Here is a 16,549-nt window from a genome sequence, read left to right as displayed (position 1 = left end):
TTTTTTCGCTAAAGCGAAAAACACATCCCTCATCCATCATCCTGCTTCTAACTTCGTGCTTCCAACTTCCATCTTCTAGCCAAATCCGGTCCGACCTTCGGTACTGACCTATGTGGTATCACCCAACTTCCTTTTCCATTCGCAGCCACCAGTCCCCCCTTTAGGGTCTAGGGGCTATTTCATCCATCATCCTACTCCAAGCTCAGCTTCTCATTATCCCCATAATTATCATATCCCGACACAATCACTCGATCTCCTGCCTCCAGGCCTTCCATCACTTCATAGTAATCCGTATTTTTGCGGCCCAATCTAATTGGTTTCTTATAAGCGACAGAAGCATCTCCCTCACTAATCACATAAGCCCAATTACCGCCTGTATCTTTGTAAAAGCCGCCTACCGGAAGGAGCAAGGTCTCCTCTGTAGCGCCTAATTCCAACTTAATTCTGATAGTCTGCCCTCTCTTGATTCCAGAAGGATGCTCCCCTTCGAAAACCATATCCACTTCAAATCTTCCATTGCTAATGGTAGGATAAATTTTATCAATAATAAGTTGATACTCAGCCCCTGAAAAAGTAAAACTTCCTTTCTGTCCGACATCTACTCTAGGTAAATACAATTCGTCTATGCCTACTCGTACCTTATAATTATTCATCACATCAATTTGGCCGAGTCGCTGACCTGAAACTACTGACTGTCCTACTTCCAATTGCGGAGTGGAGAGCTGACCGTTTCTGGTGGCTTTGAGGGTTAAATTATTAAGGATATTCCCAACCGCATCTAGGCTGCGTTGCATTCTTGATTCTGAATTAGCCAATTGGCGTAATTGATACACTCTGGCTATGGAATCATTCTTATAGCTTTTATAAGTTAATTCTCTTCTTCTTCGATTGTATTCGTATTCTTCCTTTACCTGCTCAAACTCCCTTTCCGAGATCAACTTACTTTCATAAAGGGTATTAAATCTGGAATACTGCGGCTTTAGTAACTTCAATTGATAATCGATTTCCGCTAATTGCGCTTGTTGGCTTAAATCGTTTTGATCTAATAGCAAGCGGGTTTGTCTTAAATTATTGATTTGCTCATAGAGCTGGGTTTCACGCTGCATGACTTCCAACTGAAGATTAGAATTGGTTAAGGTCAAAATGGTATCGCCCTTTTCCACTTCTGCTCCTGACTCGCGAGTAATTTCCGCAATAATCCCTCCTTCTATGGCATCGAGATAAAAAGTTTGGCCCGGCTCAATATTACCGGTAACCGGAATGAAATCCTTGAACTCACCCATTTGCACAGTGGCAATGCTCAGTCTATCTTTATCTACATTAAGCGTGGAGCGGTTATCAGCAAAAAGCAATTGGTACACAATGAGGCTCAACACGAGCACTCCTCCCCCAATCATTAGTAACCTTTTTGTCGTCCACTTTTTTCGTACAATTTTCTTATCCATCTAATTTTTGTAATAATGCAAACTCACATTTACCAACTCTGTGCCAAGTATCATAAAAGTAGCTTGAATAGCATTTAAAGGCAAAAATCAGGATATACCTGCGTTCATAATAGCACGCGAACGTCCGAAATCGGACGTGGTGGTTTTGCGGAAATACCTTAGATAATATTCAAGACTGAAATCATTAGATTGAGAGCAAAATAACTAAGCCTCACGCGGATCATGCCGGAAAGGGGTCACTTTAAGGACATTATAGAAGGGAAATACGCACTCTTGTGGCTACCATTATTTTTAAAACGATAAATAATCCTTTAGATTACTAGAAATACATAGCGCATACTATTAACTTTGATAACGATATCAGCCTGTTTTACGCAAGCTAAAAAAATTACATCCGAATAGCATAATTTGATTCAATGGACATAAAATTCATCAATAGGTCTGATAACAGTATAGAAATAGAAAGACCTCCAGGAGAAAAATTATTGAACTTCCTATATCATAATCTCATTGGAGAAAAATTATTTTTGCCGATAGCCAAGCAAAAATTTATTTCAGAATTGTACGGGAAAAGAATGGACAACCCCAGTTCTAAAAAAAGAATTGAACCCTTTGTGAAGTCTTTGAAGATCGATATGTCAGAGGCACAGAAACAAATGGGCGAATTTGAAACATTCAATGATTTCTTTTACAGAAAGTTAAAGCCAGGAGCTAGACCGATAGAAGAAGGATTGGTCTCGCCAGGAGATGGTAGACTTTTAGCATTTGAAAATATTTCTGAACTATCCACTTTTTTCGTGAAGGGCAAAAAATTCACTTTAAAAGAATTTTTACGAAATGACACCTTAGCTGAAGAACACGCGAATTCATCAATGGTCATCTTGAGGCTAGCTCCCAACGACTACCATCGCTATCATTTCCCATATGATGGAGTTCCAACACAAGCTGAAGAAATAAAGGGCGTTTATTATTCGGTATCGCCTATTAGCGTAAAAGAAAAATTCACAGAAGTTTTTAATGAAAATAAAAAAGAGATCTGCAAATTAAAAACAACGGACCGAGGCGAAATTTTGATCATTCCAGTTGGAGCAACTATGGTCGGTAGTTTGAATTCAACATTTGAAGCTGATACATCGGTCAAAAAAGGAGAAGAAATGGGCTACTTTGCCTTTGGAGGTTCCACTGTTGTTTTGTTATTCAATTCTAAGTCATTTGAATTGGACAAGGATTTAATTGAGAACACTAAAAATAAGTTAGAAACCTACGTGAAAATGGGAGAAAAAATAGGGAGCCCAATTTGAAAATAACTGTTCTGTTAAAGTAATGTATGCGTTTATGCTAACTCAATGCAAAGCAAGCGTTCAGCTATATCTCGCTTTCAAAAAATTAGCGATTTTCATTTCAAACTTAGGATAAGGAGTAAAAATAGCACTTATAAAGCCTATTATTGCCGATACAAATAAGTTAGGGCAACATGCATCCACATTGATTCCCTGATCTCGAACGGTTATTTGAGCACCGATTAAAGAAGACTTTTGAACGATTATACTTTTTTGTGATTTAGACCCTAAAGTATAAACTGAGTAGCCTGAAAATTGAGTCTTTAAAGCCTCGGTCAATTCACTAAATTGAGGTAGTTGTGATCCTTGAACAATCATAATCTTTTCATTTCCTGATTGATTAAGATACAAATTAATATTGAATTGTTTCGATTTTCCAGTCATGCTGTGCCTTGTAGTCTTATTAGTGATCAGATGCACCTCTAACAATTCATTTCGAAAACTGAAGGTACACTTACAAAATACCAATCTGCAGGATTGTGAAATTTACAGACCGTGTTCCCGCCATGCTCTGCATGGTGGTCCTGATTGCCTACCTACAACATCAAATGAACATCTAACATGCCCTTTCCACCAGCATAATTATTTGCAGAAGAATAAAGATAATGATGTGGTTCTGCAACCTCACCACTGACTACTGGATTATGATGTATGTAATCTAAATTCCTTTGAATAGCATCATTTCTCCATAATTCTATTGGCTGGTTATGTTGCTGCCAAAACTGAATATCATTTTTGGTCGTTTTATTTCTTTTTGCAGCCAACTGCATAAACCAAAGATATCTTTCTCGCTTACTCTCTTGTGGATTGGTTTTAATTAACTCAATCAATTCCTTAGCTGTGGAACTTTTAAAACTTTGAAGCAATCTTTGTGGATTCTTTTCTTTTGCCCGAAATATGAGATGAACATGATTACTCATGATTATCCAAGCACCTAAAACCATCCCTTTTTCCTCAATACAAAACTTTAAATGCTTGACTATACAGTCTTTATATAACCTCCTTGTAAATACTCTTAACCAGAACACAGTTGCAAAGCTTACAAAATACCAGCCTATTGGATTGTGGAATTTATAATTTCTACTCATAGAAAATAAAACTATAAAAAAATTCTAGCTTATGCTGCCACCATGCAGAGCATGGCGGGAACGAAAGGGAAGGTGGTTAGGATTTGGCATTCTTGTGACAAAAGAGGCCGCGGCTGATTTTATAATTCTTTTTGAAATTCAGATTCTCCCTGAGTGACTATTGGGGTTTCCTGAGTGGTTTTGAGGGTTTTTTGGGTGTTGTTGGAGCCTTTTTGAATTTTTATTACTATTTTTCTGAATTTTCCAGTTTCTTCTTTAATCTTTTTTCTTGATAAAAAAGATAGAAAAAATCAAGAAAGTTTAAAGCTTCCTCGCGCAATGCCAACGCTGGCCCGCTAAACTTTCCTCCCTCCCGCTTTTCCGAGTGCCTCGGAAGTGGGGGTGTTAGTCCTTGTCTAGCATTAATATGGAAAACTGATTATCAATTTACTACTTTTCTAAAATATTCATCAAGTTCTGATTGCGGTGTAATTTAATAAAATGACTATCCTGATTTTAGTCTTTCCCACACTTCCCTATAAACCTATTCCGCAGTGGCAGAATCAGATTCTGGCCGAATGCCGAAAATCAATAGATATCCAATCATCCAGAATTCAGCTACGGAAGCAGGAATAGTGAGGTACTCTACCCATGAAGCGGATACACCACCATATCTAAAGAAGGCATTAAGCAAATAGCCGATTCCTCCGAGTATTAAAACTCTGCCTAACCATAGAGGCATTCCTTTTGAGCTAGTAATAATGAATCCCAAAGGGATCAGCCATAGCCCAAAAAACAGTGAACCAATACTCCACGACTTAGCACTCATTTTTGTTAATAAATCTACCAATAAAATTTTATCTTCCACTATGAGTTCAGAAGCCGCTACTGACATAGCGACCGCCATTGCAATTGCACTTAACATAATCACCATTGAATTTACGGTACCCCAAACCATAGTAGCTAAAGCAGCGGTTTGATTAATTTTTCTAAAAAGTTTATAAAACCATATTGCAGTAAGTGCTTGAGAAATTATGATAGCAAATTCTAGCAATAAGCGAATCCTGGCTGTTGATTCACTTTCGGTCAGGTTCTTTAAGGTCTGCTGTGGATCTGAGGTATAGACCTCTGAATGGAAAATAAGAAATCCGAAAATACCAGAAATAGCCATTAGCAAATACCAAATACCTGCCAGTCGTGCTGTATTTTTTAACTCATTATGGTTTGTAATCATCTCAGTTTAGTTATTGGTGGGAATAGAAATTGAATACTATTAAGATGCACTAAATGACAATAAGTTACATCAATTAAAGGAATTATTTTGATTTAATACTCCTTTAATCTGATTTCAAATGATCCAGCTATAAAGCTACTTGAATAATTCTTGTTTTTCCTCTTACCTAGTAATTGAGTAGATTTTTATATTCTCCTGAGAGACTTTGCAGCTTCCCTAAATGATTATTGACCCTTCCTAAGCCATTTCACCCCTTCCAAAGTGACTATTTGGTTTTCCTAAGTAATTTCACCCCTCTCCTAGATGACTTTACCCCCTTCCTAAACCATTTCACCTCCTCCCTAGACCGTTTCACCTCCTCCCTAAGCCACTATTTTGCTTTCCTAAGTGACTATGGGAGCTTCCTGTCAGGATTTTAGCCCTTTCTGCATCACTGCTATTGCGAGCTGCCTAGCTCACTGCTGGTGCGAGCTTCACAGCTCGTACCAGCAGTTTTGTACAAGTCTGCGCAAAACAAGAAGCCGTCCACTACTGACCGTAAACGTCCGATATCGGACGCGGTAGTGAAATATAGGAATGTGTTAGCTTCCCGTAAAATTGCCTCATTATGACTTAAATAGACTTTCTCAACATTTATCAGCTATATTTTAATTATATTTATCAAAACGGTATAGCTTTTGACTATTTGGCTTTATTATCGCAACCGAATAATACTTTTACATAATGAATGAGCAAAAAGCGGGTAAGCTACTTATTATTGACGATAATCAAGACCTTTTAAATGCTGCAAAAATTTTCCTAAAGCGGCATTTCTCTAGAGTGGATACGGAGTGCAATCCGGAAAAAATCCCTCATCTGCTTCAGTCTGACAATTACGATCTTATACTGCTCGACATGAATTTCACGATTGATGTCAGCACAGGCCAGGAAGGTTACTTTTGGCTGGATAAAATACTGGAAATCGATCCTAGTGCTATTGTCGTTTTGATAACGGCTTATGGTGATGTAAATACTGCCGTGAAAGCCATTAAGCAAGGCGCTACTGATTTTGTATTGAAGCCCTGGGATAATGACAAACTATTGGCTACACTTCATTCGGCTATGAAGCTCAAGAAAGTCAGTAATGAAAACAGTTCCCTTAAATCTCAACACAAACAGCTTTATGCTGATCTGGATAAGCAGTTTAAAGATATAATCGGTAATAGCGAGCCTATGCAACAGGTTTTTGATACCATTAAAAGGGTCGCTAGAACGGATGCTAATATCCTAATAACAGGTGAAAACGGAACGGGTAAAGAATTAATTGCCAGATCGATCCATAGAAACTCCTATCGGGATGAAGAGGCATTTGTTACCGTTGATTTAGGAGCCGTAACGGAATCCTTATTTGAAAGCGAATTATTTGGTCATAAAAAAGGAGCTTTTACGGATGCCAAAGAGGACCGCCCGGGAAGATTCGAAATGGCGCAGGGCGGAACACTATTCTTAGATGAAATCGGAAATATTAGTGCTCCTCAACAAGCCAAACTCCTAACAGCTCTTCAAAATAGAAATGTAACGCGTGTGGGCAGCAATAATCCTATTGATATTGATATCCGATTAATCAGTGCGACTAATATGCCAATTCAAGAAATGATCCAAACAGGCCAATTCCGACAGGATCTGTTGTACAGAATCAATACGATAGAAATTCAGTTGCCGGCTTTGAGAGATCGCATTGCAGATTTGCCATTATTGGTAGAGCATTATATTAAAACTTATGCCAAAAAATACAATAAGGAAGTACACAAAGCCAGCGAAGCAGCGCTGAGCCGATTAATGAAATATGACTGGCCGGGTAATATCCGAGAGCTGCAGCACAGTATAGAACGCGCTGTGATCATGAGTGCCAGCAGCATCTTGCAACCGGAGGACTTCTTTTTTAATGCCAGCCATAAGGAAGATAAGAAAAACTCAAAATTTGATTTGAATCACTTAAACATAGAAGAAGTAGAAAAGCTACTCATCAGAAAAGCGCTTGATAAGAATTTCGGAAATATCACCGAGGCGGCAAAGGAACTTGGACTCACCCGATCTTCTCTTTATAGAAGACTAGAAAAATATGACCTATGATGCACTCCTCTAAACATCTTAAAAAGTGATACTTAAGCATTTTAGTCTTCGAATAATTCTCCGATTGATATTCATTTTTCTCAATATGGGCTTAATGGCTTATCTGTTATTTGAATCCCAGAATTATTTGGCGCCAACCATTTTACTCGGATTGCTTGTTATTCAATTCTTTGGTTTGCTGCGTTTTCTCAATGCGACAAATTACAAATTGGTCCGATTCCTTGAATCTGTCCGCTATTCAGACTTTACCTCTAGTTTTGGAGCAGATAATTCAATGGGGAAATCCTATAAGGAAATTAACTTGGCCTTTAACGAAGTGGCCGATGCTTTTAAGCAAACACGTGCTGAAAAAGAACAAAACCTCTTAATCATTTCAGCAGTCCTTCAGAATATCCAAACGGGAATTATCCAATTTGACAACAAGGGTGAGATCGGTATTATCAATACCATGACCAAAAAACTGCTTTTAACCCCTCAAATCAAACATTTAAACGACATCAAGAAATCTCGACCGGAGATTCATCAACGATTGATCGAATTAAAACCCGGCAAAAATGAATTAATCGATGTCAACAGTGAAATAAAATTATCCATTAATTGCAGCCTTCTCCGGATGGGGGAAAAGGATTGGAAAATTGTATCGATCCAAAACATTTACACCGAATTACAGCAAAATGAATTAGATGCCTGGCAAAATCTTACGAAAGTATTGCGCCATGAAATCATGAACTCCATCACGCCTATTGCTACTTTGGTGGGCTCCTTGACTGACATACTTCGTGAAGATGGCATTAAAATGAAGGAGGGCTATCTAATTCCTGAAGAGTCACAAGAAGATTTGAAATTGGGCTTGAAAACCATTGAAAACCGTAGCAGAGGTTTAATCAATTTCATCAATGCATATCGCGACTACACGAGTATTCCAAGTCCAAAATTTGAAAAAGTAAATAGCAAACAGCTGATTCAATATGTATCGCGATTACTTTCCGAAGAACTGAATAAGGCTAACATTAAAATCGACCTACAATTACCAGAGAATGAAGTAGAAATTTGGGCTGATGAAGAGCAGATTCAGCTCATCCTGATTAACCTTATTAAAAATGCGCGCGAGTCACTTTATACTCATCAAAATCCAAAGATTACTATAAAGCTGATTGTGGCACAAAAGAACACTTATATTAATGTAGAAGACAACGGACAAGGCATTGTTCCGGAAGCGATTGAACGCATATTTATTCCATTTTTTACCACGAAGAAAGATGGCTCCGGGATCGGTTTGAGTCTTTCCCGACAAATCATGCAATTGCATAATGGGAAACTGAATGTGGTTTCAAAACCAGGAGAGTTGACTAGTTTTAGTATGCAGTTTCCGAAGGCATCTGGAGACCTAAAGTGATTGAATTGTAAAAAAGCAGCATATATATATAACAGAATAAAGTTAATGGTAATCTAAAGTGAATATATCCTAATACTTAAACAAATAGTAGCACTATTCCATATCAAGAACCAACACTCATCTTCTCAGGCTTCTTTCGATTTGAAGTGTTTATATTTGCAAACGCATTTCTAATTCGGTTATAGTCCAAGAAATAGCTTAGTCTTACCGATAAACTATTCAGTTGCGGCTGACTAAAAAGGTAATCAAGATTTTCATTTATACTTTGCCCGCTTTCTTGCAAATAACTGTCCAAAGCATTTCGATAGAGAATGGTAATCTGACTACCCGGGGCAAACCACCATGCAAACTTCACATCCAGATTCCAGGTATTGAAAGACACATCATAGATATTTTCTCTATCAGGCTCTTCCGTCAACTCTCCGTTTTGCTCCAAACTGTAAAGCTTGCTGTATAAAGCACCAGAGTAATAGTGTCGGAAAATAAGGTTTAAGGAAATCTTATTATTAAAAATGTAATTTCCTCCAATGGAATTTTCTACAGTGATCCTGTCTCGTTGCCCGAATATGATATCATCACCGTCCATATCAACAAATCCCTGTTCTTTGTAAGAAGGATTATAAAACAGGCCATAGTTTAAATTGAACTTATTAGAAAACCTATAGCGCGGATTTAAGCTAAGAAAAACACTACTTCTACCCTCCTCAAAATACTTATACCAGTCAATGAATCCTTCAAATGCCAATTTCTTTCTAAAATCGGTATTCATCCAAATCCATTGATCTTGGTAACCAGGAAATTTTACATGCCTTCCATTTATTCTTGGTTCATAAATATCATTCGTTCCGAAAGGCGTTGTTTCAATACCTCCTCCAAAACCAAAAAACTCTTTAGTGGTAAAACTAGAATTAAAATTAAAGGTGAAATTGCTAAATAAATCAGGATCTAGCCTTCTGAAATGGTTGAGGTTAAAATTCAGAAACATATTATTTAAGTTTCCTCTGGGCTGGAGATATCTGTAGCCATAATATCCCCTATAACGTACATAATTGGTATTAGTAGAAAATCCTAGATCATTGATATTGTAATCTAAAGTTCTCAAGTCAAACTCAGCTTGAACTCTATGTTCCCCGCTTATTTTGCTTATCCCTCCTTGAATCTCGGTACCAAATGTATTCTCATCTTCTACAAACACCCAGCTTCCCTCAGTACTAACATTGTAATTCCAGGTATTCGCCTTGTTGGTGTGACTCAGGTAAAGTCCGGTTGCATTAGCATCTCTAAAATCGCCAACCCTATTTACATTAGTATTGACGAAAGACACGGAGCTATTATCTCCAAATCGCTGATCTAAAACGGTTACGTTGTAATTGGTGTAGGGCTCAACTATCTCATTTCTAATTTCACCTGTCTCTTCATTTCTTATTTCTGCAAAGGCCTCATTTGTTACCGCATTAAAGAAGCCAATACCAAGACCATTTTCGGTTCTTCCTGATACTTTTGTTGCATTGATTAATTCCACAGTATTAGGTCGGTATATTACTTCTTCTCTTTCCTTTGGACGTGGCCTACGAGCAGGTGCCCCCCCAATACGTCTAGAATAAAACATATCCCCTTTAGAGAATAATTCCGTGCCTTCATTGAAAAAGGCTCTTTGTTCGGCAAACTGAACTTCAAATGCAGATAAGTTCAATACATTATTGTCAAACCGGGCCTGACCAAAATCAGGGATTAAAACCATATCCAGAGTAAAAGCATCTGAAATACCGTATTTCAAATCTAAGCCCCCATTGAAACTGAAGTCAGTATTGCCATCATAATTATTAGAATAAGCTGATATATAAGGTTGAAAAGATAATCGTGTCGGAGTTTTGATATCTTCAATTCCATGTATTTCTCCATCGTAGAGTGAAAAAGCTCCTTTTTGATTATCCACATGATTCCAACTATAGCGAGTCCTCGTTCTAAAAACCTCCCTTTCCATATTTAGACCCCACTCCTGTACTGCCTTTTTCGGGAATCTTAAAATAAAATAAGGAATAAAGACTTCCGCTACCCATCCATCATCTGTAATCTTAACATCACTATACCAAACTGCATCCCATGAATTATCTTCACGACCATTGGTCATTTTAGCATCATATTGTACACCTGCAGCTGTAATGATAAACTGCATGCTTTGCTGCCGGTCATTATATCCATTAAGTAGAATAAAAAAGAAATCATCCGCCCCTATATCATCTCTCTCGGTTAATTCTGTAGCTATTTTATGCGGCTCAGAATCCTTCATTTTAGCCCCAAAATAAATCCCCAAATCATCGTAGATAATTTTCACCTCAGTAGATAAACTATCAGGTATTGCTTGTCCATTTGTAGGATTTCTTTCAACAAAATCTTTTGCAATGGGAGCATTTTCCCAAGCTAAATCATCCAAAATCCCATCAATTTTGGGGGCTTCAGCAATTCTGGGGATATTGATATTTTTGCGGAAAATACTGTCTGCCTCCTGTGACAAGCTGAAAAAACCGAAGAGAAAGAATAAAGTAAAAAAGTAACACCTTAACATGCTGATTATTCAATTAATTAGTTAATCCGAAACAATTGCAATCCTACATTTTCCAGCATAAAAAGAAGTTCATAAATGTTCATTTCTCTCTATAATGAGCAAGTAGATATGGTTAATGATGTTTAATAACTTCAAATAGTTGCAATTATTTCATTGTATTTACTCTCACCAATAATTAAACCATTCTAAAAAATCGATTTAAACGGCCTTATACGTACTTATAGGAAGGTTTTAATGTTCGATTATGAACAAAGATGACCGAAGGTGGACAACCAAAACTCGCTAAATTAATCTTTTGCAAGAAAGCATATTCACATTAGGATAAATTTTATAAATTGAGACACACTAAACCTACTGACTATGAAAACATTATCGATTTCCAGTACCTTCTTGCTCTGCATTTTTTTACTCGCTTGCAGTTCTCAGAAAGTAACAGAAAAGGAAGAGGACAAGCTTACGCACTATACAATTGAAGAGTTTTACAATAATATTAATTATTCAGGCGGGTATTTTTCCCATGATGAGTCAAAACTATTAGTATCAAGCAATGCAACGGGCATTTATAATCTTTACGCCCTACATACTGATGGTTCTCGGATTGACACCCTTTCGAATAATGAAGATGAATCTTGGTTTGCGGAATCCTATTTTCCAAATGATGATCGCATCCTATTTTCAGCAGATAAAGGAGGAAATGAAATTAGTCACATCTATTTATTGGATACCGATGAGAATGTGACCGACCTCACGCCTGCTGAAAATGAGAAAGCATCTTTTATAGGATGGAATAAGGATTTAAAAAGTTTTAAATACACTTCTAATAAAAGAGATCCGCAGTTTTTTGATATCTACGAAATGGATATTGAAAACTTTGACAGTAAGATGATATTTGAAAATAATACAGGTGGTAATCCTTCTGGCATTTCTGATGATCATAAATATGTGGCCATCAACAAACCTATTACCACATCCATCAATGAATTGATCATAGTGGAAGTGGAAACAGGCGAACAGACCAAAATATCGCCTGAAAACCCAACGGCAAGCTATGGAGCACAGGAGTTCAGTGCAGACAATAAATCCCTCTTGTACACTACCAATGAAGGAAGCGAATTCACTTATCTGAGTAAATTTGATTTGGCTAGCGGTGAATCTGAAAAGGTAGTTGAAACAGAATGGGATGTTTGGTATGCCAACTTCTCTTGAGAGGGTACCTACCGTGTAATGGGAATTAATGAAGATGCCAAAACCACTGTGAAAATTACCAATACCGAGGAAAGTGCAGAAGTGGAATTGCCAGAAATAAAGGGTGGCAATATCAATGGAGTAGGCATCTCAAAGAGCGAAAACAAAATGCGATTATCAGTAGGAAGCTCTAAATCTCCTACTAATATTTATGTCTATGATTTTGAGAGTAAAGAACTCAATAAACTCACAGAATCTTTAAATCCTGAGATGGATCGAGAGGATTTAGTCGAGGGAGAGGTCGTTCGCTATCCTTCCTTTGATGATTTAGAAATCCCTTCCATTCTATACAAACCGCATCAGGCTTCGGCAGATAATAAAGTACCGGTATTGGTTTGGGTCCATGGGGGCCCTGGTGGTCAAACTCGCCTCAATTATTTTCCTTTAATTCAGTATTTGGTTAATCATGGATATGCCATAATAGGTGTTAATAATAGAGGCAGCAGCGGCTATGGCAAAACCTTTAACCGATTAGATGATCAAAAGCATGGAGAAGATGACTTAATGGATTGCGTTTATGCTAAAGACTATTTGGCCACATTAGACTGGGCCGATACTTCTCGAGTAGGTATAATTGGAGGCTCTTATGGTGGATATATGGTGATGGCAGCTTTAGCTTTCCAGCCGGATGCTTTTGATGTAGGAGTGAATATATTTGGGGTTACCAATTGGATAAGGACATTACGTTCCATCCCAAGCTGGTGGGAAGCTCAAAAAACTGCTTTATATGAAGAATTAGGCAATCCAAATACTGAAGATTCGGTAAGGCTTTATAGAATATCTCCATTATTTCATGCAGATAAAATCACTAAGCCAGTGATGGTACTACAAGGAAGTAATGACCCAAGAGTATTACAAGTTGAATCCGATGAAATGGTGCAAAATGTGAAAGATAATGGCGTGCCGGTAGAATATGTGCTCTTCCCTGATGAAGGCCATGGTTTCCGTAAAAAGGAAAATGAGATTGAAGGCTATGGAAAGATTAAGGTATTTTTGGATGAGTATTTGAAGTAGAATAGCTTCTAAAAAATAGAGGCATCAGTTGCTAAGCTGATGCCTCTATTTTACTAATATTTCCCACTTTAGTCATTTGTTATATCCTTTATGCTTTTCTCAATTTGCTTTCCTGCTTCATTCAATTTCCGTTCGACTTTCCCAGCTTCTTTTTCAATTTCCTTGGCTTTTTCCAACAGTTTATCTTCTAAGCGCATCACCTCATTATCTAAATCCTTATCCAATCGCTTCAATTCAATTCTTAATTTTGCCATCCATCTGTTGAAATTAATAGACGCTTTGCCAGTTTCAATTGAATCATCTCCATTTTCAAAAGATGCCATTCTTCCCGAGGAAATATTTTCTGATTGACCTTCCACTTTAAATGCTACGGTACCTTCCGCAACTTGAACCTCTAGTTGCTCCGTGTTGGATTTCATGCTAAACTCAGTTCCTAATACCTCCACTTCGCCCAAATGACCTTCAACTATAAATGACTTATTAGAAGACTCTATTGAGAAGTAGCATTCACCTGAAATGGCCACTCTACGTTGATTAAATGCTTCTAAGTATTCAAGCTCCGAATATTGACTTAGAAAAACGATACTACCGTCAGGCAATTCCACCGCTTCAGAATTTTCATTAGTGGTGATTTTCTTTTTAGAACATGCAGAAAAAAGGACTGCGAATAAAAATATGTAAAAAGTGTATTTGAAATTCATTGTCATTGTTTTTTAAATCATAATGACAAATTTATAACATAAGCCTTATACTTTTACAAATACCGAAAATTATCTCGTAATTACTTATTAATCAGGGTGATAGAAAAAATAATGCAAAAAGGGAGAAATGTTTCGCCCCGTCAGGGCTTCGTTGAATTGTAGACTTTTAGCGTAGGGCTTCATCCCACGTTCAGATATTTCGTCCTTTCCGGACTAAAATTGATAATTTGCTCTACAGGAACTGACTCCCGCCAGCATCCCGCTGGTGGAAACTACTGGCTCCTCCGGAGCATTTGGGCAAGAGGGGCACAGCCTCTACTTCCTTTTTATAACCAAAGCCGTTCTGTTCACACAATAAATCTTGATAAAATCCCCTCCTTCTTTTTTAAAGCTTTCATGAACAGTGGATTCATCTATTCGTTTATGGCCTCCAAACCTTGCATCATCACTATTCAAAAGGTATTGGTACATACCCGCACTGGGCACCCAAAACTCATAGTCAGGGACCGAATTATTAGGATGAAAATTAAAGACGAATATCAAATTTGACCGTTCAAAAATCAAAACCTTATTGGTTTCATCAATATTCAGAAGATTTGCAGGAGATGCTTCTAACACATTTTCATTCTTTAAAAGCGCTAGCATTGCTTTCTCAAAATCGTTGAGGAAATGATATTTCAGTTCTTGATTATCAACCAAAGACCATTGTCTTCTTGCGTATTTGTAGCTCCAGTTGTTACCTTCTCTTGGGAAATCCATCCATTCAGGATGTCCGAATTCATTGCCTATAAAATTCAGATAAGCTTCCCCGCCCGCTGCCGCTGTCACCAAACGAATCATTTTATGTAAAGAAATCCCACGGTCAATAATCAAATTATCATCCCCTTTGGCCATGTGCCAATACATTTCTTTATCCATCAGCCAAAAAGCTAAGGTTTTATCTCCTACCATGGCTTGATCATGCGACTCGGCATATGCCACGGTCTTTTCTCCGTATCTTCGATTGCTCAACACATTCCAAATCTCCTGCATGCTCCATTCTTCATCTTGCTTGTGCTTGAGCCATTTGATCCAATTATCTGGAATTCCCATACCTAAACGATAATCAAAGCCTAGTCCCCCAGCTTCTATGGGCTGGCACATTCCCGGCATCCCACTCATATCCTCTGCTATGGAAAAAGCATGAGGTTTAATTTCATGGATTAAAGTATTCGCTAATTGTAAATAGCGGACTGCATCCCAATCCACTCCGTCTTTAAAATATTTATCATAATGATCGAAACTCACCCCTTCTCCATGGTGATGATATAGCATAGAAGTTACGCCATCAAAACGGAAACCATCAAAATGAAAATCTTCCAACCAGTATTTTAAATTTGAAAGTAGAAAACGGGAAACTTCTTCTTTTCCATAATTAAATAATTTGGAATCCCATCCTGTGTGGTAACCCCTACCACCATGATGGAAGTACTGGCTTCCACTTCCATCGAAGTCATTTAAGCCTTCTGAGAAATTCTTTACTGAATGAGAGTGCACCACATCCATTATTACCGCGATCCCCATTTTATGAGCTGTATTCACCAAGGATTTTAGATCATCGGGAGTGCCGAAACGAGAAGAAGGTGCATAAAAATTAGCTACATGATATCCAAATGAACCGTAATAAGGATGCTCAGCTACAGCCATCAATTGGATGCAATTATATCCTAATGATTTTATTCTAGGTAAAATATTCTCTTCAAACTCTTTAAAGGTGCCAACTCCTTCTTTTTCTTGCGCCATACCCGGATGTGCTTCATATATCACAGGATTTTTAATTGCACTTAAATCAAATTGAGAATCTGTCCATTTAAACTCCTTCTTAGGCGACCAAATCCTGCCTGTGAAGTCATAATTTTCTGTATTCTGGATTGCATACTTAATGTAGGCCGGTATTCTGTCATGCTTACCATTGGCGGCTGTCACCCTTACTTTTACTTGGGCTAGATTCTCTAATCCTTCATCATCAGATATTTCCACATGCCAAATACCATTCTCATCCTTTTTCATAGGATGAGCATTTTCATCCCAATTATTAAAGCCTCCCACCAAAGCCATGGCTTGAGCTTGCGGAGCCCACTCTTTATAGGAGAAACCCATTTTAGTTATTTGAAAGCCTAGCTCTTGATGTCGATTAGCAAATTTCAATAAGCTTCCATACTCATCACTAATCCTATCCAATTCAGATTTATAATAATCATAGCGAGTGTGAATATCATGCTCATAAGGAGCCAACCACGGGTCATCTTGAATAATTTGTAACATCTTAAATGATTTAGACTTTTCTAAAAATAGGAAAAGATTAGCGAATCTTACAGTGTTTGAAATATTAAGTTATTTCCCTACTAATTTACCCATAAGATTGTAGATTTGCGCACTCAATTAAAATA

12 protein-coding genes are annotated in these 16,549 nt (G+C 37.6%); 5 read left to right on the top strand and 7 right to left on the bottom strand.

From position 1 onward, the window contains the following. Positions 1-191: 191 nt before the first annotated feature. Positions 192-1,445, bottom strand: a complete 1,254-nt coding sequence (locus Q3Y49_RS10155; RefSeq protein WP_303268042.1) for an efflux RND transporter periplasmic adaptor subunit — start codon at positions 1,443-1,445, stop codon at positions 192-194. A gap of 416 nt (positions 1,446-1,861) precedes the next feature. Here Q3Y49_RS10155 and asd point away from each other — a divergent pair, with 416 nt between their 5' ends. Next, positions 1,862-2,746, top strand: a complete 885-nt coding sequence (gene asd / locus Q3Y49_RS10150) for an archaetidylserine decarboxylase (RefSeq protein WP_303268041.1) — start codon at positions 1,862-1,864, stop codon at positions 2,744-2,746. 60 nt (positions 2,747-2,806) lie between these two features. Here asd and Q3Y49_RS10145 read toward each other — a convergent pair whose 3' ends face one another. The 3 genes from Q3Y49_RS10145 to Q3Y49_RS10135 form a co-directional block, all read right to left on the bottom strand. Next, the gene (locus Q3Y49_RS10145) at positions 2,807-3,169 is read right to left on the bottom strand and encodes a hypothetical protein (protein WP_303268040.1); all 363 of its coding nucleotides are present in this window, start codon (positions 3,167-3,169) and stop codon (positions 2,807-2,809) included. Positions 3,170-3,321: 152 nt separating this feature from the next. Beyond that, entirely contained in the window at positions 3,322-3,873 is a 552-nt protein-coding gene (locus Q3Y49_RS10140; RefSeq protein ID WP_303268039.1) for a transposase, read from the bottom strand. 523 nt (positions 3,874-4,396) lie between these two features. Next, entirely contained in the window at positions 4,397-5,086 is a 690-nt protein-coding gene (locus tag Q3Y49_RS10135) for a DUF4386 domain-containing protein (RefSeq protein WP_303268038.1), read from the bottom strand. A 723-nt stretch (positions 5,087-5,809) separates the two neighbouring features. On the opposite strand from Q3Y49_RS10135, the gene Q3Y49_RS10130 reads away from it, so the two are divergent. Beyond that, on the top strand, positions 5,810-7,198 hold the full coding sequence (locus Q3Y49_RS10130) for a sigma-54-dependent transcriptional regulator (protein ID WP_303268037.1): 1,389 nt from the start codon (positions 5,810-5,812) through the stop codon (positions 7,196-7,198). A 94-nt stretch (positions 7,199-7,292) separates the two neighbouring features. After that, positions 7,293-8,594: a sensor histidine kinase gene (locus tag Q3Y49_RS10125; RefSeq protein ID WP_303268036.1), complete on the top strand. Its 1,302-nt coding sequence runs from the start codon at positions 7,293-7,295 to the stop codon at positions 8,592-8,594. 103 nt (positions 8,595-8,697) lie between these two features. Here Q3Y49_RS10125 and Q3Y49_RS10120 read toward each other — a convergent pair whose 3' ends face one another. Next, complete coding sequence (locus tag Q3Y49_RS10120) at positions 8,698-11,160, bottom strand: DUF5916 domain-containing protein (RefSeq protein WP_303268035.1); 2,463 nt, start codon at positions 11,158-11,160, stop codon at positions 8,698-8,700. A 360-nt stretch (positions 11,161-11,520) separates the two neighbouring features. On the opposite strand from Q3Y49_RS10120, the gene Q3Y49_RS10115 reads away from it, so the two are divergent. Together Q3Y49_RS10115 and Q3Y49_RS10110 are read left to right on the top strand one after the other, a co-directional pair. Continuing rightward, positions 11,521-12,366: a TolB family protein gene (locus Q3Y49_RS10115; protein WP_303268034.1), complete on the top strand. Its 846-nt coding sequence runs from the start codon at positions 11,521-11,523 to the stop codon at positions 12,364-12,366. Positions 12,367-12,384: 18 nt separating this feature from the next. After that, complete coding sequence (locus Q3Y49_RS10110) at positions 12,385-13,419, top strand: alpha/beta hydrolase family protein (RefSeq protein ID WP_303268033.1); 1,035 nt, start codon at positions 12,385-12,387, stop codon at positions 13,417-13,419. 68 nt (positions 13,420-13,487) lie between these two features. On the opposite strand, the gene Q3Y49_RS10105 is transcribed toward Q3Y49_RS10110, so the two are convergent. After that, the gene (locus Q3Y49_RS10105; protein ID WP_303268032.1) at positions 13,488-14,120 is read right to left on the bottom strand and encodes a FecR domain-containing protein; all 633 of its coding nucleotides are present in this window, start codon (positions 14,118-14,120) and stop codon (positions 13,488-13,490) included. 315 nt (positions 14,121-14,435) lie between these two features. After that, positions 14,436-16,424, bottom strand: a complete 1,989-nt coding sequence (locus Q3Y49_RS10100; RefSeq protein WP_303268031.1) for an alpha amylase C-terminal domain-containing protein — start codon at positions 16,422-16,424, stop codon at positions 14,436-14,438. Positions 16,425-16,549 lie beyond the last annotated feature (125 nt).

Origin of the sequence: Marivirga harenae (assembly GCF_030534335.1) — a bacterium.
GTDB lineage: Bacteria > Bacteroidota > Bacteroidia > Cytophagales > Cyclobacteriaceae > Marivirga > Marivirga harenae.
The sequence above is the reverse complement of the archived record's forward strand: the minus strand, read 5'-3'. Positions and strand labels throughout refer to the sequence as shown.